We start from the raw sequence: 18,141 nt of genomic DNA on the forward strand, positions 1-18,141 counted from the left end.
CCGAGGGCGTCGGTGGCCCGGCCGACCTACCCTCGGTTACATGTCAGCGACCTCGTCTGCCGGCGCTCCCTTCCCGCACCCCCTGAACCGGGACGCGGGGCGCGCTTCGGTTCCCGGCTCCGGCCGGGGCGCCACCGGGCGCGCCCGCACCTCGGATGCCCGCTGGTATCCCCCGCACGACGAGGCGCCCCGCTCGGGGCGTACCGGCGGTCCGGTGGGGCCGACCGGACCCGGCGGCCCGGGCGACGGCGGTCCGGGCGGCCCGGGCCGGCGCGGCCCGCGACCGCGCTGGGGACGCATCGGCCTGGTGGCCGGCGTCGCGGTGCTGGTGCTGGCGCTGCTCGGCGGCCTCGGCGCCTGGTTCTACGCCCGCAACCTCGACGACGACCTGGCCCGCACGGACCCGTTCGCCGGGATCACCGGCGGGCGCCCGGCCAAGCAGGTCGACGGCGCGTTCAACATCCTGCTCGTGGGCAGCGACTCGCGGGATCCGGACGCTCCGGTCGACGGCTCCGGCAAGTGGCGCGCGGACACCCTGATCGTCATGCACATCCCGGCCGACCACAAGCGCGCCTACCTGGTCTCGGTGCCGCGTGACCTGTACGTGCCGATCCCGGAGAGCGCGGGCGCGTCCTGCGACTCCGGCTCCCGCAACAAGATCAACGCAGCGTTCGCGTTCGGCGGCCTGCCGCTCGCGGTGAAGACCGTGGAGTGCTTCACCGACGTACGGATCGACCACGTGATGGCCATCGACTTCGGCGGCTTCAAGGAGGTCACCGACGCCCTGGGCGGGGTCGACCTGAAGGTGGAGCGAACCATCACGTCGATCCACAAGCCGTACCGGACGTTCACCAAGGGCGTGAACCACATGAACGGCGCCGAGGCGCTGGACTGGGTCCGGCAGCGCAAGCAGTTCCCGGACGGCGACTTCGCCCGGATGCGGCACCAGCAGGAGTTCCTGAAGGCGCTGATGGACAAGGCGGCGAGCACCGGGACGCTCACGAACCCGAAGAAGCTGAACGACTTCCTCAAGGCGGTGACCGCCGCCGTCACGGTCGACCAGGGATTCTCGTTGACCGACATGGCAGTGCAGTTCCGCAGCCTGCGGGGCGAGAACCTGACGTTCGTCACCAGCCCGCACCTGGGCGGCCAGACCATCGACGGCCAGTCGGTGGTGGTCTCCGACCGGGAGAAGGCGCTGGCGATGTACAAGGCGATCGCCGCGGACCGGATGGCCGAGTGGATGCAGGCCAACCAGAAGGGTTCGGGCGACGACACGGGCGGCTGACGCCGGCACGACATGACCGGGAACGAGCGCTAGGACCTCACCACCACGGAGGCCAACCGCCGACCGGCTCCTTACCCCTGCCCGTTCGGCCACAACCCGAGGATGTAGGCCGGTATTGACGGGAATTGCGAGCCTACGAGGTCGCGAATACGGGAACAGATACGTAAAGTGGTCCCGCCCCCGATCACCGAGCTGGAGCACGCATGTCGGTCCAGACCAGCCGTCGCCCGCAGTCACCGGCACCCGGATCATCCGGGCGGGTCCCTCCGGTCATCCCCACACAACCCGGTTCCGGCGGTCGCGGTCCCGGTGGTGGCAAGAAGAAGCGCACCAAGCGCAAGGACCCGCTCTGGGCGAAGCTCACACTTGTGCTCGGCGCGGTGCTGATGGTGACCAGCGGTGTCGCGATCGTCGGCAGCAAGGCGGTCATCGGTCAGGCCACCGACAACATCGCCCAGCGCAACCTGCTCGGCGGGGCGGGCAAGAGCGAGGCCGAGGGCGGCAACAGCCTTGAGGGCCCGATCGACATGCTGCTGCTCGGCGTGGACGCCCGCGAGCGCTGGGCCGCCGACGACGTCCGGTCGGACACGATCATCATCCTGCACATCCCGGCCAGCCACGACCAGGCGTACCTGATCTCGATCCCCCGGGACACCGAGGCGCGTATTCCGGCGTTCGAGAAGAGCGGCTACAAGGGCGGCACCGACAAGATCAACGCGGCCTTCTTCCACGGCGCCCAGAACGGCGGCGGCTGGGAGGGCGGCGCGCAGCTGATGGCCAAGACGATCAAGTCGATGACCGGAATCGGCTTCGACGGCGCCGCGATCATCAACTTCGGCGGCTTCAAGAGCGTGATCGACGCGCTCGGCTCGGTACGCATCTGCGTGAGCCACGAGGTCAAGTCGCACCACATGTCGTACGTCGACGGCAAGCCGATGTGGAACGCGGACGCGAAGAAGACCGGTAAGTCGTACAAGGCAGTGGTGCACAAGAAGGGCTGCCGGGAGATGCAGGGCTGGGAGGCGCTCGACTACTCCCGCCAGCGCTACGGCCTGCCGAACAGCGACTACGACCGGCAGCAGAACCAGCAGCAGCTGATCAAGGCGATGGCCAAGAAGGCCACCGAGGGCGGCATGCTGACCAACCCGATCAAGCTGAACTCGCTGATGAAGGCGGCCGGCAAGGCGTTCGTCCTGGACACCGGCGGCGTGCCGATCGCGGACTTCATCTTCACGCTCAAGAACCTCAACGGGAACGACCTGGTCACCCTGCGGACCAACGGCGGCACGTTCGCCGGCAACAGCAACGGCCGGGAGACGTTCAACGAGACGACCATGGACATGTTCCAGGCGGTCAAGAACGACAAGCTGGCCGACTTCGTGATCTCTAACCCGGACGTCCTCTCCACCCGTAAATGACCTGCTGACCTGCGCGAAAGCGCCATCGGTCGGCCGATCCCCCCGTAGCCTGACGTGAGCGGGTCTCATGTCGCGGCTACGGGGGGATCGTCACGTCCAGGCCAGCACGGAACCGACGCGGGCGGGGCGCACCCGCCCGCTGGGCCCGGTTCCTGCTCGGCACCGGACTCGTCCTGGTCCTGCTCGCCACGCTCGGCGTGGCCGGGCTGAACTGGCTCACCCACCGCTACGACCGCACTGTGGCCAAGGAGCAACTGCTCGACCCGGCCGCCCGGAACAAGCGGACAGACCTGGACGGCGCGCTCAACTACCTCCTGATCGGCTCGGACCACCGGCCCGGCGCGAACCCCGAGGACCAGCGCTCCGACAGCATCCTGATCGTGCACGTGCCGGCCGGCATGCGGCAGGCGTACCTGATCTCCGTGCCGCGCGACCTGCTGGTGGCGCTCCCGGCGGCGCCCGGCTTCCCCGGCGGCCAGGACAAGGTCAACGCCGCGTACGAGCACGGCGGCGGGGGCGAGGGCGGCGCCCGGCTGCTCAGCACCACGCTGACCCGGCTCACCGGCATCCGCTTCGACGGCGCCGCGCTCGTCGACTTCTCCGGTTTCAAACAGGTGATCGACGAACTCGGCGGCATCCGGATGTGCGTGGACACGCCGGTGCGCTCGATCCACACGAAGCACCAGTTCGACGCCGGCTGCCAGCAGATGGACGGCGCCCGGACGCTCGACTACGTCCGCCAGCGCTACGACCTGCCCGGCGGCGACTACGACAGGCAGCGCCACCAGCAGCAGATGCTCCGGGCGGTGCTCGACCGGGCGGGCGAGACCCACCTGCGCACCGATCCGGTGAAGCTCGACCGGGTGCTGCGCGCGGCCGGCGGAGCGCTGACCGTGGACACCAACGGCGTACCCCTGGACGAGCTGCTGTTCGCGTTGCGCGGGCTACCGGCGGACGCCCTGCGCGGCGTCCAGGTGCCCTCGTACCCGCAGACCATCGACGGCGTCTCGTACGTGGTGCTGGACAACGGCGGCGGCGGTCTGTTCACCGCGCTGCGCGACACCCGGATGCCGCAGTGGGCCGGCGCGAATCCGCGCTGGGTCAACCGGCTGTGAGCGGTCCGGGCGGCTAGGCTTGGTGACCGTGTTCGGAGCCTCACTACCAAGCGTCCCCGCGTCGGCCGTGCCCGACGACGTCTACCTGCTCGACGTCCGCGAGGACGACGAGTGGGCCGCCGGCCACGCGCCGGCCGCCCGTCACCTGCCGATGACCGAGCTGCCCGCCCGGCTGGCCGAGATCCCGCAGGACCGCGACGTGGCGGTGATCTGCCGCTCCGGCGGCCGCTCCGCCCAGGTCGTCGGCTATCTGCTGCGTAACGGCTGGGACCAGGTGCGCAACGTCGAGGGCGGGATGGGCGACTGGGCCGCCGCCGGCCGCCCGGTGGTCACCGACGACGGGCAGCCGGGCCGGGTCGCCTGAGGCGGTCATGACCGTCCCCCTGGTCTTCGCCCACCGCGGCGCCTCGTACGACCTGCCGGAGCACACGCTCGCGGCCTACCTCCGTGCCATCGAGGAGGGCGCGGACGGGCTGGAGTGCGACGTCCGGCTGACCCGTGACGGGCACCTGGTCTGCGTGCACGACCGCCGGCTGGACCGCACCAGCAACGGGCACGGGCTGGTCAGCGCGCGTACGCTCGCCGAACTGGACGCGCTCGACTTCGGCTCCTGGCACCGGGCCGCGACGCTCGCCGAGGACGACGAGCCACTGGACGAGTCGCACACCCGGCTGCTCACGCTGGAGCGGCTGCTCGACGCGGTGCTCGACGCCGGGCGGCCGGTCCGGCTGCTGATCGAGACCAAGCACCCCTCGCGTTACCGGGGCGAGGTCGAGCGCCGCCTGGTCACGCTGCTGCGCCGGTACGGGCTGGACGAGCCCCGCCCGGGCCATCGGGTCCAGGTGACTGTGATGTCGTTCTCGCCGCTGGCCGTACGCCGGATGCGGGAACTCGCCCCGGCGCTGCCCACGGTGCTGCTGCTGGAGGTGCTGCCGCGGCTGCTGCCGCTGGGCCGGCTGCCGTTCGGCGCCCGGATCGCCGGTCCCGGCGTGGACCTGGTCCGGGCCCGCCCGCGCCTGGTTCCCTCGCTGCGCGCGGCCGGCCACTCGGTGTACGTGTGGACCGTCAACGAGCCGGAGGATCTGGAACTCGTGCTGGAAGCCGGCGTGGACGGGGTGATCACGGACCGGCCGGCCCGTGCGCTGGCCCGGTTGGGCCGGTGAGTCCGGTCGATCGGTATCGGCCACGGTCGACCGGCCGGGGGTGTCCGGGAGGGCTGCCGCGCGGCACACTCGGGACATGCCGGAGCGAACCGACTACCCCGCCCTCATCGCCGGCCACACGACTGTGATCAACATGATCAACGCGGGCGAGTCCGGTCCCGCAGTGCTCAACCGCCTGCTCCACGAGGTCGGACCGGCGGTGGGCGCGGCCGGTCTGGTCTTCGTGGAGTTCACCCCGGCCGGCGGACGGGTGATCGCGGCGACCGGCCGCGCCGAGTTCGTGCTCGGCCGACCGCTGCCCGCCACCGACCCGGCCACCGTCTGCCTGCTCGCCGGGCCGCCGGTGCGGGAGGTCCGGGTCGACGCGATCCCGGGCGCGCTCGCCGACGAGGTGGCCGGCCGGGGGCTCAGCCGGATGATCGTGGCGCGTGCCGAGATCGGCGGTCTCACCGTCGGCAGCCTGCACGCGCTCTACCCGCTGGGCGAGCCGCCGGATGCCGCGCAACGCGCCGTGATCGGCTACGTGGCCGCGTGCGTCGCGCACATGTACGGCGACCAGACCGGCCTGCCGGTGCACGGGGACGGCCCGGTGGTGGCGGCGCTCGCCGACGGGCTGGCCGTGGTGGACCGCGACGGGCGGATCCGGCTCTGGAACCCGGCGGCGGTCCAGGTGACCGGCCGTCCGGCGGAGGAGGCGCTGAGCCGCCCGCTGCCGTTCCCGCTGCCGCCGCCGGGCCAGGTGCTCGACCACCGGATGCCGGACGGGCGCTGGCTGCGGATCACCTCCGGCGAGCTGCCCGGCCCGAACGCGCTGCGCGTGGTCACCTTCCGCGACGTCACCGACCAGCAGCGGCGCGACCACGACCGCGATCTCTTCGTGGCGGTGACCAGCCACGAGCTGCGGACCCCGGTCACCGTGATCAAGGGGTACGCGGACACCCTCACCGACCACTGGGACTCGCTGAGCGACGACGACCGCCGGCAGGCCGCGCGGATCATCGGCCAGCGCGCGAACGAGCTGGCCCGCCTGGTCGACAGGCTGCTGACCGCCGCCACCGAGAACCGTCCCGGCGGGGAACCGGCCGCGCCGTTCGACCTGGTCGACGCGCTGCGCGCGGCGGCGACGGACCTGCCGGCCGACATCCGGCACCGGGTCGTGCTCGACCTGCCGGCCGACCTGCCCAAGGCGCTCGGCGACCGGCACAGCCTCGCCACAGTGCTCACCGAGCTGGGCACGAACGCCGGGAAGTACTCACTGCCGGACACCCCGATCGAGGTCACCGCCGAGGCGAACGAGCGGACCGTCTCGTTCCGGGTGGCCGACCGGGGCATCGGCATCCGCCCGGAACACGTGGAGCGGGCCTTCGACCGGTTCTGGCAGGGCGAGTCCGGCGACCGCCGGCGGTATCCGGGCGCGGGACTCGGTCTCTATCTCGTCCGCCAGATCGTTGAACAGCAGAATGGATGGGTATCCCTCCGGCCCAGAGCCGGTGGCGGTACGGTCGCAGAGGTGCGGCTGCCGCGGGGTTGACCCGGCGCTCGCAGACGGGGAAGGAACGACGTGTCGACTGGTCCGCCCGAACGGTCGTGGTGTGTAGTGGTGCCCCACGACCCGACCGGCGCGCGTCTGGCCCGGCACCGGCTCGCCGACGAGCTGACCGGCGTCGTACCCCCGATTCTGCTGGCCGACCTGGTCGCGGTCCTCGCCGAACTGGTCGGCAACGCGGTCCGGCACGCCGACGCGCTGCCCGGCGGCGTGGTCCGGGTGGCCTGGCGGCTGCGGGTCACCGAGGAGGGGCCGAGCATCCAGCTCCGGGTCACCGACGGTGGTTCCGGCGCCGGCCCGTGCATGCGGGCCGCCTCGCCGGACGCCGCCGACGGGCGCGGGCTGCACATCGTCGCCGGGCTCGCCAGCGGCTGGGGCGTGGAGCGCGACGGCCTGGGCCAGAGCGTCTGGGCACGGTTCGATCCGGCCCCGGCGCACCGGCCGGGCCTGGTCGCGGCCGGCTGAACGCACGGGCAGGCGGGTCCTGCCCCCACCCGCGCGGCCCGGCATCTAGGCTGTCTCGCCATGAGCAAGCGTCGGAAGAACCAGCGGGTCGGCGAGAGCACCCCCAAGCGGGAGAAGGTGCGCGACGTCTTCGTGCCCCGGCCGTTCGAGGGCCTGGTCGACGAGCCGGAGTGGATCGCCCTGCGCGAGCTGGTCCCGGCCGCGTCCGCGCCGCTGCGGCTCACCCCGGAACTGATCGAGGAGTACGGCGACCGCCCGGTCACGCTGGCCACCGTGCTGCCGATGGCCGCCCCGGCGATGACCAAGCCGGACGGGCGCGTCTTCATCGGTCTGCAGCGGCACCAGCAGTCCGGCGACGTCTCCCGGGACCTGGCCGACGCGCTGATCTCCGCGCTGCGCACCGAGCCGGGCGGCCAGGTGAGCGTGCCGCCGCTGCCCGGGCCCGGCCCCCGCCTCCAGGACATCCTGGTGGACGGCCCGCTGGAGATCACCATGCACGACGGGTTCGACTTCTGGCTCGACCCGGGCGCCGCCGACGACCCGAACGTGCAGGCGTCCCTGGAGCGGGCCAACTCGGCCATCTACCCGACCGTGAAGCTGGCCGGCGCGCGGGCCGCGTACTGGTGCCAGGTGCCGGAGAAGGCCCACGTGCGGATGGTCCTGCCGGAGGACGAGGACGCCGCGCTGGACGCGCTGTCCCGGCTCGGCGCGGCCGGCGCGCTGACGCTCGGCGACGACACGAAGTTCGCCGGCATGTTCCGGGCACACGGGCGTCTCGCGCCGGTCTGGGACCTGCCGGAGGACACCCCGGCCGCCGAGTGGGAGGCGCCGCTGGCGGAGTTCGCCAAGCGTTACGCCGAGGCGGTCGCCGAGCAGGCGCCGCTGGACGCGGCCGGCCGCCGGTCGCGGCAGGGGCTGCTCGGCCGCCAGCTGACGCTGCGCTGACGTTCCGGGTCAGGCGGCCCCGCCCTTCTCCCGCACCAGCGGGCAGGACATGCAGCGCGGGCCGCCGCGCCCGGAGCCCAGCTCCGATCCGGCGATCGCGATCACCTCGATGCCGGCCCGTTCCAGTTGCGCGTTGGTCTCCACGTTGCGCTCGTACCCGACGCAGAGCCGGGGCGCGAGCGCGAGCGTGTTGTTGCCGTCGTCCCACTGCTCGCGTTCGGCGGTGACCGGGTCGAGGCCGGTGTCGATCACCCGGAGCTGATCGAGGTCCATCGCGTCGGCGGCGGCGCGCAGGAACGGCGCCGGGCCGTCGACCCGCAGGTCGTCGCCGTCCGCGCCGACGATCACCGTGTACGCGGACAGCTCGTTGGCGATGTTCGGGTACATCAGCACGGCGTCGGTGTCGACCATCGTGCAGACCGTGTCCAGGTGCATGGTGGCGCGCTCCTGCGCGATCGGGACCACCAGGATGGTGTGCGCCAGGCCGGCGGCGAACACCTGCCGGGCCAGCCGCTCCGCGCCGGCCGGGGTGGTGCGTTCGCCGACGCCGACGGCGAGCACCCCCGGGGCGAGCAGCAGCACGTCGCCGCCCTCCAGATGCTCCAGCCGCGGGTGGTAGACGAACTCGGTGCCGACGAACCGGGGGTGGTAGCGGTAGATCGCGTCGGTGAGCGTGGTCTCCCGCCGTCGCGCCGGCATGGCCAGGCTGGTGACACCGACCCGGTCCCCGATCCACACCGACGAGTCGCGGGTGAACAGCAGGTTGGGCAGCGGGTCGATGACGAAGTCGTGCCGGTCCATCAGGGTCCACACGAGACCGCCGGGTCGGTCGCCGCCGATTCGCAGCTCCTCGTGGGCGAGGCCGGCGATCAGCACGTCGGCCAGCCCGGCCGGGTCCAGGTACGCCAGGTGGTCGGCGACCCGGCGCCGCAGGGTGTGGCCGAGCCGGCGGGACCGCAGCACCTGCTCGGTCAACTCGGCCCGGGCGTCCGGCACGGCGAGCGTCTCGGCCAGAAGGTCGGCCAGGTAGAGCACCTCGACCCCGCGGGACCGCAGCGCCGCCGCGAACGCGTCGTGCTCCTCCTGCGCCCGTCCCACCCACGGGATGGCGTCGAACAGCAACGAGTCGTTGTTGCGTGGGGTGAGGCGGGCGAGTTCCGGTCCCGGGCGGTGCAGCAACACCGTCCCGAGCCGGGCGACTTCGCTGTCCACATAGTGGGTCACCCCCGCAGCCTAGGGCAGGCTTGCGCACCATTCGGAAAAGAAGCGTGGATGAATATGGCATTCATCCACACTCACTCCGGCGCCCCGGCTTGCCGAGCCCCCGGGGGCGCAACGTAGGGTAGTGGAGACATAACTTCGAGAGACCTTTTGCCGGAGGTCGCGATGACTGTCTTTCCCGCTCGTCGAGCCGTACCGAGCAGGGCACTGCCGCCCCGCACGGTGCCGCACACCCGGGTCGAGCCCACGTCGGTGCTCGAACCGGCCCGACCGACTCCACTGGAGTGGGCCCGGCGTCGCCGGGCGGAGCGGGGGGCCCGCCGGTTGGAAGCCGCCGGGGCCCGCGCCCTCGGCCAGCTCGACCACCTCGGGCCCGCCTGGCACGTCATCGAGTGGCCCCGGACGGACCCGGCCGACATGCTGCTCGACCGCGTCCGCGACGACCGGGCCGGGTTCCTGGCCATCGGCCCGAGCGGCCTGTTCGCGGTCACCATCGCCGACCACGGCCGCGCGCGCGTGCTCGTCGCCGGTGACGTCGTGCAGATCAACGGCAAGCGCCCGCCGTACGTGGCGGAGGCGCGCCGGGACGCCAAGCGGGCCAGCAAGGCCCTCTCCGACGCGGTCGGCCTGCCGATCCCGGTCACGCCGGTGCTGACGTTCGTCGGCTCCGGCGTGATCAGCGTCTACGGGCTGCCGAAGGACTGCCTCATGGCCACCCACCGGGAGCTGGACCGCCTGCTCGTGGCCGGCGGGAACCGGATCAGCCCGGCCACCGCCGAGAAGCTGTCCCGCGTGGCCCAGGCACCGTCGACGTGGTTCAACGGCACGTACCGTCCAACCGCCGACTACCGGTGGTACGACGAGGGCCGAACGGCCGCTGACAAGCGGGCCGCCCGCCGGTAACGTCTCCGGCGACGCCACGCGGCCCCCGGCTCCGCCCCCGACTGGTTCCGTCGGTCCGCGTCGTCGCCGGCCGCCCGGCAGCCGATGCTCCCGCCGCACCGACCGGCTAGCGTGGACAGACCGTCGGTGTACATAGGAGGCGCGGTGGCCCACGTCGAACTCTCACTCTCGGACGTGTTCGCGCCCCCGGCGGGCTCCACCGAGCAGGAGTCCGACAACTTCGGGCAGTGGTCCGGCATGGTCTCCCGAGCCGCCGAGCCGTGCCTGCTGATCGACGCCGGCACCACGGTCGTGGCGATCTCCTCGTCCGGCTGCGCGCTGCTCTGCCTGGGCGCGCCGGGGGACGTGATCGGCCTGCCGCTGCTGGAGGGCGGCCTGCGCCTGGTGGACTTCACGGCCAGCCCGAGCGAGCTGACCGAGCAGGAGACCGACAAGATCCCGCCGCTGCTCGCGCTGCACTCCGGGCGACTCGCCCGGGGTCTGCTCCGCGTGCAGGGCCCCAACTCCGACGCCGGCCGCACGGTCGACGCGATCTCCACCCCGGTGCTCACCGACGGCGTGGTGGCCGGCTCGCTCACCTTCCTCTCCGCGGTCTGACCGGCACGCTTCCACCCGGGCCCGGCCTCCTCCTACGATGGGCTCGGCCCCCGCCGTACGACGACATCCCTCGATGCCGAGGACGCCCACCGTGCTCCGCACCCCCCACCCCGGTCGCCGGCACCGCCCACTGGCGCTGCTGGCGGTGCTCGCCCTCGCCGCCTGCGGCGCGCCGCCCGAGCTGCGCACGCCGCCCGCCGTCGCCACGCCCGCGCCGGTCCCGTCGACGTCCGCCACGCCCACCCCGAGCGCCACGACGGTGGCACCTGTCACACCGTCCGCGCCCGTGCTCTCCCCGTCCACGCCGGTGACGGCGACGCCGTGCCGGGGCCGGCCGTCCGGCGACCGGATCGTCGCGCTGCTGCGCGGGTCCGCCGGAGTGCTGCCCCGCGACGTCCGGGTCACAGTGGCCACCGGTCCGCTCTGCGCCGAAGGGTGGCAGTACACCGTGCTGGCGGTCGCCGGACACGAGGAGCTGCAGGTCGTCACCCGGGGCGGCAGCGGCACGCCGACGCTGGTGACGGCCGGGACGGACGTGTGCGGCGTCGAGGTGCGGACCCTCGCGCCGCCCGGCATCCGTACCCTGGCCTGCGACGGCACGCCGGGTGCGTAGGCTGGTCGGCATGCCGGGAACACCGCCGACCCGCTTCGTCTACCTGGGCCCCGAGGGCACCTTCGCCGAACAGGCCCTGCGAACGGTGCCCGCCGCCGAACGCGGGGAGCGCACACCGGCGCGCAGCGTCGGCGAGGCGCTCGACGCGGTACGCGCCGGCGACGCGGATGCGGCCCTGGTGCCGCTGGAGAACTCCATCGGCGGCGCCGTCGGCGTGACGCTCGACGAGCTGGCCGAGGGCGACCCGTTGGTGATCACCCGCGAGGTCGTCCTGCCGGTGGAGTTCGTGCTCGCCGCCCGGCCCGGCACCACGCTCGCCGACGTGCGCGGCGTGGCCGCCCACCCGCAGGCGTCCACCCAGTGCCGGGGCTGGCTGCGCGAGCACCTGCCCGACGCCACAGTTGTCGACGTGCTCTCCAACGGCGCCGCAGCGGCCGGCGCGGCGAGCGGCGAGTACGACGCCGCCATCTGCGCCCCGATCGGCGCGACCCGGCACCGGCTGGCGGTCCTCGCCGACAAGATCGCCGACCACCCGGACGCGGTGACCCGCTTCGCGCTGGTGTCCCGCCCCGGGCCGCCTCCGCCGCCGACCGGTGACGACCTCACCTCGCTGGCCGTCTACATCGCGCACGACCGGGTGGGCGCGCTGCTGGCGGTGCTCATGGAACTGGCGGTGCGGGGCGTGAACATGACCCGCATCGAGTCCCGCCCCACCGGTGAGGCGCTCGGCCGGTACGTGTTCTTCCTGGACTGCGCCGGGCACGTCGCCGACGTACGCCTCGGCGAGGCGTTGCAGGGGCTGCGCCGGGTCTGCGCCGACGTGCGGTTCCTGGGGTCGTACCCCCGGCACCGCTGGAACGCGGCGGCGGGTGACCGGTCGGCGGCGGCGTCCACCGGGCCCTCCGACCTCGACTACGCCGACGCGGCGGCCTGGGTGGCCCGGCTGCGGTCCGGCGAGCTGAGCTGACCGGCCCGGGGCGACCACGGCGGGCGCCCCGGGCACCGGAGGGTCACTGCAGCAGGCCGCCGAGCACGCCGCCCTGCTGCTGGGAGCCGCTGCCGGCCACCGGAGGCTCCTCCGAGGGCTGGACGACGACGAAACCCTGACCGGCGAAGCTCATCGTGAACGCCTCACCGGTGCTGCGGCCGAGCAGCGTGCCGAGGCCGAGCTGCTCGGCGCGGTGGTAGCCGGTCTGGAGGTTCGCCGACCAGCAGACCGCCGCCTGCGGGTCCACGTACGTCGGCGCGTCCACGTTGAGCACCACCGGGGTGCCCTTGGTGGTGATGGCGATCCGGCCGTGCCCGGTGAACACGCAGTTGAACAGGCCGGAGGAGGACGCGAAACCGGCGCCGCCGACCATCTTGATGTCGTACTGCAGGGTCGAGTCGAAGGCCAGCACGCTGGAGCCGTTGATGGACAGCGCGTCGCCCGGCTCCAGGTCGATGACGTGCACGTCCTTGGCGAAGTCGGCGAGGAACACGTCGCCGCGCCCGGAGACCTTCATCAGCGGCACGCCCTCACCGGTGAGGCGCTGCTTGATGAACTTGCCGATGCCGCCGGAGCCCAGGGCCTGGAACTGCACCTGGCCCTGGTAGGCGACCATCGAGCCGACGCGGGCCATCGCCTCGCCGTTCAGCTCGATCTTCAGCATCTTGGAGTTCTGCAACCGCATGCCCGGCTGCTGGGACTCCTTCTCAAGGTTCTCCGCGGAGAACAGCGCGCTGCGCATGGGTTTTCCTCCTGGGTCAGAATGTGCCTGACCACGGAGGTTAGGGGACCGGCGCAACCGCCGGAATCAGCCGGGCGGGGACCCGGTCAGCCCCAGCCCAGGGCGTGCAGACGCTCGTCGTCGATGCCGAAATGGTGGGCGATCTCGTGCACCACGGTCACCGCGACCTCCTCGACGACGTCGTCGTCGGTGTCGCAGATCGCCAGGATCGGATTGCGGTAGATCAGGATGCGGTCGGGCAGCACGCCGGAGTAGTCCCAGCCGCGATCGGTGAGCGCGTGCCCCTCGTACAGGCCGAGCAGGTCCTCGCCCGGCGGCGGGTCGTCCTCGACCAGGATGACCACGTTGCTCATGAGCCCGAGCAGCTCCTCGGGCACCTCGTCGAGTGCCTCGCCGACCAGTTCCTCGAACCGGTCCCGGCTCATCTCCACGGCCACGCGGCCCGGTCACTCCCCCAGAATCGGCACGTCACACGGCGAGGGCGGCCCGCAGGACACCCCCGCCGTGCCGTACGTGATGGTCAGGCCAGGCGGGCGTTCAGCGTGATCTGCGCGCCCGGCGACAGCAGCCGGGAGATCGGGCAGTTCTCCTTGGCCGCCTCGGCCAGCTTGGTGAACTCGGCCTGGTCGATGCCCGGAACCTGACCGACGGTCTCCAGGTCGATCCGGGTGACTGTCATGCCGGCGTCGGTCTTGTCGAAGTGCACCTTGGCGGTGGTCTCCACCGCCGTTTCCTGGGCGCCGGCGTCGGCGAGCTGCTTGGACAGCGCCATCGAGAAGCAGCCGGCGTGCGCGGCGCCGATCAGCTCCTCGGGGTTGGTGCCCTCGCCCTCCTCGAAGCGCGACTTGAAGGAGTAGTTGCCGGACAGGCCGCCCTTGCCGGTGCGGACGGTGCCGGACCCCTCGGTGAGGTTGCCCTGCCAGCGAGCGGATGCGGTACGGATAGGCATGGCACGACGCTACGCGAAAGCGGGCCGCGTCGCACCGCACCTGTGGACCACGATCCGGGCCGTCGGGTGTGTGCTGTGCCATGATTCGACGCAGGCCCGCGTACGGGAAGGGTGGCCATGTCACAGGATCTCCCCGTCCCCCGCCAGGAGAAGCGAATCCCCGTGCGGGACGACGACACCACTGTCGTCGAGTGGGGTGACGCCGAGCCGGAGTCCCCCGGCCGGGCCGGACGCTCGCTCGCCGCCCTGGGCCGGGACCGCCGCCTGCCGACAGTGCTCGCCGGGCTCGCCACGGTGGCCGCTGTCGCCTCGCTGATCGGCGAGTGGCTGATCATCACGGTGCCGGCCGAGGCCCGGGACGACGACGCGCCCACCCGGCTGACCAGTGGCATCTCCGAGATCGGCGGGTTCGGGGTGGCGTACCTGGTGGGCCTGCTCGGGCTGTCCGTGGCGCTGGCTCTGGCGCTGCGCGGCGCCCCGGCGGTCCGTCGGCACGCCGCGCTCGCCGGGCTGGGCCTGTCGGCGGGCGTGCTCGGCGTGCTGGTCGCGACCGCCGCCTCCCTCGAGCAGCTGGCCCGGCGCATCCTATTCTTCGTCGGGGACCAGCGCCTCGACGTGGAGCACGGGCGCGGCCTGGTCACCGCGTTCCTCGCCGTGGCGCTGCTGGCCGCCGCGCTGCACCTGGCCGGCCGGAGCGCCGGGGACACGCCCGCCGACGAGGAACCGGACCACGACCACCCGGACGACCGGCCCGCCTGGCGGGGACGCGCCGCCACGGACGACCTGCCGCCGGCCCCCGCGGACCTGACGGTGCAGCCCACGGTGCCGTTCGCGGACCCCGACCGGTCCCGCTGACGCCGCATACGTCGGCCACCGCGGCTTCGCCTCCGATTCGCCGGAAAGCCGTGGTTGCCGCCCGTTCCGCGAGATACGGTTGCTGCCCGCCGTCCCGTGGTCGCGGCACCGAAGACCTGGTCGGCCGGCGTGACGGCGCGGGCGAAGGAGGAACCATGACCCGCCCGGGACTGCCCAAGCTGATCGCCACCGACCTCGACGGCACGCTCGTCCGCAGCGACGAGACCGTCTCCGCGTACACCCACCGGGTGCTGGACCGGGTGCGGTCCGCCGGGATTCCGGTGGTCGGCGCGACCGGCCGCGGACCGCGCCTGACCGAGCTGACCCGTAACGACATCCGGGCCGCCGACTTCCTGGTGATGGCCGGTGGCGGCCGGGTGGTGGACCAGAGCGACCCCGACGGGCCGCTGGTGCTGCGCGACGAGCGGCTGCCCGGCGAGGTGCTGGCCCGGATCCTCACCGACCTGGAGGCGGCGGCCGGCCCGCTCACCGTGATGGTCGAGGCGTCGGACGAGCACGACGCGCCGCTGTGGGGCGACTACCACCCGAGCTGGCCCTACCCGGACCGGTTCGAGGCGCGCAGCCGGATGGAGTGCCTGTCCTGCGACGTGATCAAGGCGTTCGCGCGTACCGCCGACCACCACGTGGACGAGCTGCTGGCCGCCGCCCGGGCGATCGTGCCGCCGGAGGTGGCCACGCTCACCCAGGCCGGGCTCGGCTTCATCGAGATCTGCCCGCCCCGCACCGACAAGGCCAGCGGCCTGAGCGTGATCGCCGAGCGGCTCGGCGTCGACCCGGCCGACGTGCTGGTCTTCGGCGACCAGCCGAACGACCTGCCGATGTTCGACTGGGCCGGGTGGGCGCGGGTGGCGGTGGCGAACGCCCACCCGGAGGTACGCGCCGCGGCGGACGAGATCACCTTGCGCAACGACGACGACGGGGTGGCCGTCTACCTGGACCGACTACTGTCCCGGTGATGGAAGATCCACCTCGGCTCGTCGCCTCCGACATCGACGGCACGCTGCTGCGCGACGACCGGACGCTCAGCCCGCGTACCGCCGGCGTGCTGGCCCGCATCGCCGCCGCCGGCACGCCGGTGGTCCTGGTCACCGGCCGTCCGATCCGCTGGCTCCAAATGGTGTACGAGCAGCTCGCCGCGCCGCTGCCGGCGATCTGCGCGAACGGCGCGGTGGTGTACGACCCGGTCACCGACCAGGTGCTGCGGGCCGACCCGCTCGCCCCGGAACTGCTGGCGGAGGTGGCCCGGCGACTACGGGCCGAGGTGCCCGGGGTCAGTCTCGCGGTGGAGATCGTGGACAGCCGACAGATGCGGCACGAGGCGCACTACCCGCTGCGCTGGGACGCCGACCTCGACGCCATCCGGGCCGTCGAGTCGCCGGAGGAACTGCTGGCCGCACCCGCGGTGAAGCTGCTGGCCCGCGCCGCTGAGCAGGACCCGGACGTCTTCGTGCAGGTGGTGGCGGGCGCGCTGGAGGGGCTGGCCGAGGCGACCCACTCGTCGTACAGCGGGCTGATCGAGATCTCGGCCGCCGGCGTGACGAAGGCGGCCGGCCTGGCCTGGTACGCGGAACGGCTGGGCGTCGGCGAGCGGGACGTGCTGGCCTTCGGCGACATGCCCAACGACGTGCCGATGCTGGCCTGGGCCGGACGCGCGGTGGCGGTCGCCAACGCCCACCCGGCGGTACGGGAGATCGCGCACGAGGTCACCGGGCCGAACACCGAGGACGGCGTGGCGGCGTACCTGGAGAAGGTCTTCGAGCTGGACTGAGCGGCCGGGGCGCGTGACGCGCCCCGGCCGGCGGGTCACAGGTACTGGCCGGGCGCGTGGCCCTCGCCGGCGCCGGGCATCCCGGGCATGCCCGGGATCACGCCGCCGGGGCCGCTGGGCAGCGCCTGACGGCCCGAGCGCATCTGCTCCAGCTGGACACGGGCGGCCATCTGCTGGGCCACCAGCGCGGCCTGGATGCCGTGGAACAGGCCCTCCAGCCAGCCCACGAGCTGGGCGTGCGCGATCCGCAGCTCGCCCTCGCTCGGCGTCTGCCGCTCGGTGAACGGCAGCGAGAGCCGCTCCAGCTCCTCGCGCAGCTCGGGCGCGAGACCCTCCTTCAGCTCGACGATCGAGCGCTCGTGGATCTCCCGCATCCGGTTCCGGCTGGCGTCGTCCAGCGGCGCCGCCTTCACCTCCTCCAGCAGCTGCTTGATCATGCTGCCGATCCGCATCACCTTGGCCGGCTGCTCGACCAGGCGGGTCGGGTCCTCGCCCTTGCCCTCCTCGTCGGTCTGCACCGTGCCGACCGGGCGGCCGTCCGGCCCGACCACCACCACGGTGCCGGGGATGCCATCGTTGCCCTGCTCGTCGTCCCGTCCGGAATGCGCTTCGGTCATGGCACCCATCTTTACCCACGCCGACCATGTGCACGCGGCCGGACCGGAGGGAGCTACCGTCGCCGCATGCTCTCCGACCCACGCGAGGTGCTGACCCGCCCGTCTCCGCCGCCGGACGCCACAGTCGCCTACGGCGACCACCCGGACCAGCTCGCCGACCTGCGCCGGCCCGCCGGCGACGGGCCGGCCCGGCCGCTCGTGGTCGTGGTGCACGGCGGTTTCTGGCGGGCCGAGTACGACAGGGCCCACACCGGCCCGATGGCGGCGGCGCTGGCCGCGCTCGGCCACCCGGTCGCGCAGATCGAGTACCGCCGGACCGGCCAGCCCGGCGGCGGCTGGCCGCACACGCTCACCGACGTCCGCACCGGGGTCGCCGCCCTGCCCGGTCTGGCCGCCGCCGCGCTGCCCGGCCGGGTGGCCCCCGTACCGCCGATCCTGATCGGCCATTCCGCGGGCGGGCACCTGGCCCTGTACGTGGCCGCGCGCGCCCCGGAGACGGTCGCCGGGGTGGTCGCGCTGGCCCCGGTGGCCGACCTCGCGCAGGCGTACCGGCTGGACCTGGACGGCGGGGCGGTGGCCGCGCTGCTCGGCGGCTCCCCGGAGGACGTGCCGGACCGGTACGCGGACGCGGATCCGTCGAATTTCGTACCCATGCGAACACGGACCGTAGTCGTGCATGGCGAGCAGGATCTTCAGGTTCCCACCTCGATCAGCCGATCCTGGGTGGCCGGCGACCGGGCTGCCGGCGGCACTTCCACCTTGATTGAGCTGCCTGAATGCGAGCATTTCGGGCTGATCGACCCGGAGGCGGCTGCCTGGCCCCGGGTGACACAGGCGTTGCGGTCGCTTCACGATGATCTTCCGGGCATTGACGCAGCGTCGCCGACCAGGTAGAACGCCGAAGGGGTGTGCACCATGGCCACCCCG

21 protein-coding genes are annotated in these 18,141 nt (G+C 73.1%); 16 read left to right on the forward strand and 5 right to left on the reverse strand.

Annotated features, from left to right (window positions below; genetic code table 11):
• Positions 1–40 precede the first annotated feature (40 nt).
• The 8 genes from J3R08_RS30575 (at position 41) to J3R08_RS30610 (ending at position 7,940) form a co-directional block, all read left to right on the forward strand.
• Positions 41–1,288, forward strand: a complete 1,248-nt coding sequence (locus J3R08_RS30575) for an LCP family protein (protein ID WP_209963749.1) — start codon at positions 41–43, stop codon at positions 1,286–1,288.
• A gap of 203 nt (positions 1,289–1,491) precedes the next feature.
• A complete protein-coding gene (locus J3R08_RS30580) occupies positions 1,492–2,706 on the forward strand; it encodes an LCP family protein (RefSeq protein WP_187692708.1) in 1,215 nt (404 codons plus the stop codon).
• Between the two features lie 197 nt (positions 2,707–2,903).
• Complete coding sequence (locus J3R08_RS30585) at positions 2,904–3,821, forward strand: LCP family protein (protein WP_233607736.1); 918 nt, start codon at positions 2,904–2,906, stop codon at positions 3,819–3,821.
• A gap of 28 nt (positions 3,822–3,849) precedes the next feature.
• Complete coding sequence (locus J3R08_RS30590; RefSeq protein WP_030499424.1) at positions 3,850–4,185, forward strand: rhodanese-like domain-containing protein; 336 nt, start codon at positions 3,850–3,852, stop codon at positions 4,183–4,185.
• A gap of 7 nt (positions 4,186–4,192) precedes the next feature.
• Complete coding sequence (locus J3R08_RS30595) at positions 4,193–4,984, forward strand: glycerophosphodiester phosphodiesterase family protein (protein WP_043327734.1); 792 nt, start codon at positions 4,193–4,195, stop codon at positions 4,982–4,984.
• A 76-nt stretch (positions 4,985–5,060) separates the two neighbouring features.
• Positions 5,061–6,515 (forward strand): ATP-binding protein, encoded by a 1,455-nt coding sequence (locus tag J3R08_RS30600; RefSeq protein ID WP_043327733.1) that lies wholly within the window; start codon positions 5,061–5,063, stop codon positions 6,513–6,515.
• Positions 6,516–6,545: 30 nt separating this feature from the next.
• Complete coding sequence (locus J3R08_RS30605; RefSeq protein WP_064448087.1) at positions 6,546–6,995, forward strand: ATP-binding protein; 450 nt, start codon at positions 6,546–6,548, stop codon at positions 6,993–6,995.
• Positions 6,996–7,055: 60 nt separating this feature from the next.
• Complete coding sequence (locus J3R08_RS30610) at positions 7,056–7,940, forward strand: DUF5926 family protein (RefSeq protein ID WP_209963752.1); 885 nt, start codon at positions 7,056–7,058, stop codon at positions 7,938–7,940.
• Between the two features lie 9 nt (positions 7,941–7,949).
• On the opposite strand, the gene J3R08_RS30615 is transcribed toward J3R08_RS30610, so the two are convergent.
• Positions 7,950–9,164, reverse strand: a complete 1,215-nt coding sequence (locus J3R08_RS30615) for an arginine deiminase (protein ID WP_064448085.1) — start codon at positions 9,162–9,164, stop codon at positions 7,950–7,952.
• A gap of 162 nt (positions 9,165–9,326) precedes the next feature.
• Here J3R08_RS30615 and J3R08_RS30620 point away from each other — a divergent pair, with 162 nt between their 5' ends.
• The 4 genes from J3R08_RS30620 (at position 9,327) to pheA (ending at position 12,241) form a co-directional block, all read left to right on the forward strand.
• Complete coding sequence (locus J3R08_RS30620; protein WP_043330823.1) at positions 9,327–10,064, forward strand: hypothetical protein; 738 nt, start codon at positions 9,327–9,329, stop codon at positions 10,062–10,064.
• 144 nt (positions 10,065–10,208) lie between these two features.
• Entirely contained in the window at positions 10,209–10,661 is a 453-nt protein-coding gene (locus tag J3R08_RS30625; RefSeq protein WP_030499431.1) for a hypothetical protein, read from the forward strand.
• Between the two features lie 73 nt (positions 10,662–10,734).
• Positions 10,735–11,274: a hypothetical protein gene (locus tag J3R08_RS30630; protein ID WP_064448084.1), complete on the forward strand. Its 540-nt coding sequence runs from the start codon at positions 10,735–10,737 to the stop codon at positions 11,272–11,274.
• Positions 11,275–11,284: 10 nt separating this feature from the next.
• Positions 11,285–12,241, forward strand: a complete 957-nt coding sequence (gene pheA, locus J3R08_RS30635; RefSeq protein ID WP_043327728.1) for a prephenate dehydratase — start codon at positions 11,285–11,287, stop codon at positions 12,239–12,241.
• Positions 12,242–12,284: 43 nt separating this feature from the next.
• Here the strand turns inward: pheA and J3R08_RS30640 are convergent, their stop codons facing one another.
• The 3 genes from J3R08_RS30640 to J3R08_RS30650 form a co-directional block, all read right to left on the reverse strand.
• Positions 12,285–13,004, reverse strand: coding sequence for an AIM24 family protein (locus tag J3R08_RS30640; RefSeq protein WP_064448083.1), 720 nt, complete (start codon positions 13,002–13,004; stop codon positions 12,285–12,287).
• An 86-nt stretch (positions 13,005–13,090) separates the two neighbouring features.
• On the reverse strand, positions 13,091–13,435 hold the full coding sequence (locus tag J3R08_RS30645) for a metallopeptidase family protein (protein ID WP_176722904.1): 345 nt from the start codon (positions 13,433–13,435) through the stop codon (positions 13,091–13,093).
• An 89-nt stretch (positions 13,436–13,524) separates the two neighbouring features.
• Positions 13,525–13,953 (reverse strand): OsmC family protein, encoded by a 429-nt coding sequence (locus tag J3R08_RS30650; protein WP_013289315.1) that lies wholly within the window; start codon positions 13,951–13,953, stop codon positions 13,525–13,527.
• A 162-nt stretch (positions 13,954–14,115) separates the two neighbouring features.
• Here J3R08_RS30650 and J3R08_RS30655 point away from each other — a divergent pair, with 162 nt between their 5' ends.
• The 3 genes from J3R08_RS30655 to J3R08_RS30665 all read left to right on the forward strand — a co-directional run bounded on the left by J3R08_RS30655 (position 14,116) and on the right by J3R08_RS30665 (position 16,597).
• The gene (locus tag J3R08_RS30655; protein WP_158629859.1) at positions 14,116–14,808 is read left to right on the forward strand and encodes a hypothetical protein; all 693 of its coding nucleotides are present in this window, start codon (positions 14,116–14,118) and stop codon (positions 14,806–14,808) included.
• A 155-nt stretch (positions 14,809–14,963) separates the two neighbouring features.
• A complete protein-coding gene (locus J3R08_RS30660; protein ID WP_166456777.1) occupies positions 14,964–15,785 on the forward strand; it encodes an HAD family hydrolase in 822 nt (273 codons plus the stop codon).
• Positions 15,785–16,597: an HAD family hydrolase gene (locus J3R08_RS30665; RefSeq protein WP_166456778.1), complete on the forward strand. Its 813-nt coding sequence runs from the start codon at positions 15,785–15,787 to the stop codon at positions 16,595–16,597. The genes J3R08_RS30660 and J3R08_RS30665 overlap by 1 nt, the downstream gene beginning before the upstream one ends.
• A gap of 35 nt (positions 16,598–16,632) precedes the next feature.
• On the opposite strand, the gene J3R08_RS30670 is transcribed toward J3R08_RS30665, so the two are convergent.
• The gene (locus J3R08_RS30670; protein ID WP_043327723.1) at positions 16,633–17,223 is read right to left on the reverse strand and encodes a bacterial proteasome activator family protein; all 591 of its coding nucleotides are present in this window, start codon (positions 17,221–17,223) and stop codon (positions 16,633–16,635) included.
• 57 nt (positions 17,224–17,280) lie between these two features.
• On the opposite strand from J3R08_RS30670, the gene J3R08_RS30675 reads away from it, so the two are divergent.
• Positions 17,281–18,108, forward strand: coding sequence for a S9 family peptidase (locus J3R08_RS30675; RefSeq protein WP_166456779.1), 828 nt, complete (start codon positions 17,281–17,283; stop codon positions 18,106–18,108).
• Positions 18,109–18,141 lie beyond the last annotated feature (33 nt).

Source organism: Micromonospora sp. HB375, from assembly GCF_017872985.1.
In the GTDB taxonomy this organism is placed as follows: Bacteria; Actinomycetota; Actinomycetes; order Mycobacteriales; family Micromonosporaceae; genus Micromonospora; species Micromonospora chalcea.

Coding starts and splice junctions, on each gene's coding strand:
- J3R08_RS30660 (WP_166456777.1), top strand. CDS start 14,964: ATGACCCGCCCGGGACTGCCCAAGCTGATCGCCACCGACCTCGACGGC.
- J3R08_RS30650 (WP_013289315.1), bottom strand. CDS start 13,953: ATGCCTATCCGTACCGCATCCGCTCGCTGGCAGGGCAACCTCACCGAG.
- J3R08_RS30610 (WP_209963752.1), top strand. CDS start 7,056: ATGAGCAAGCGTCGGAAGAACCAGCGGGTCGGCGAGAGCACCCCCAAG.
- J3R08_RS30600 (WP_043327733.1), top strand. CDS start 5,061: ATGCCGGAGCGAACCGACTACCCCGCCCTCATCGCCGGCCACACGACT.
- J3R08_RS30665 (WP_166456778.1), top strand. CDS start 15,785: ATGGAAGATCCACCTCGGCTCGTCGCCTCCGACATCGACGGCACGCTG.
- J3R08_RS30595 (WP_043327734.1), top strand. CDS start 4,193: ATGACCGTCCCCCTGGTCTTCGCCCACCGCGGCGCCTCGTACGACCTG.
- J3R08_RS30640 (WP_064448083.1), bottom strand. CDS start 13,004: ATGCGCAGCGCGCTGTTCTCCGCGGAGAACCTTGAGAAGGAGTCCCAG.
- J3R08_RS30630 (WP_064448084.1), top strand. CDS start 10,735: ATGCCGAGGACGCCCACCGTGCTCCGCACCCCCCACCCCGGTCGCCGG.
- J3R08_RS30675 (WP_166456779.1), top strand. CDS start 17,281: ATGCTCTCCGACCCACGCGAGGTGCTGACCCGCCCGTCTCCGCCGCCG.
- pheA (WP_043327728.1), top strand. CDS start 11,285: ATGCCGGGAACACCGCCGACCCGCTTCGTCTACCTGGGCCCCGAGGGC.
- J3R08_RS30580 (WP_187692708.1), top strand. CDS start 1,492: ATGTCGGTCCAGACCAGCCGTCGCCCGCAGTCACCGGCACCCGGATCA.
- J3R08_RS30670 (WP_043327723.1), bottom strand. CDS start 17,223: ATGGGTGCCATGACCGAAGCGCATTCCGGACGGGACGACGAGCAGGGC.
- J3R08_RS30620 (WP_043330823.1), top strand. CDS start 9,327: ATGACTGTCTTTCCCGCTCGTCGAGCCGTACCGAGCAGGGCACTGCCG.
- J3R08_RS30575 (WP_209963749.1), top strand. CDS start 41: ATGTCAGCGACCTCGTCTGCCGGCGCTCCCTTCCCGCACCCCCTGAAC.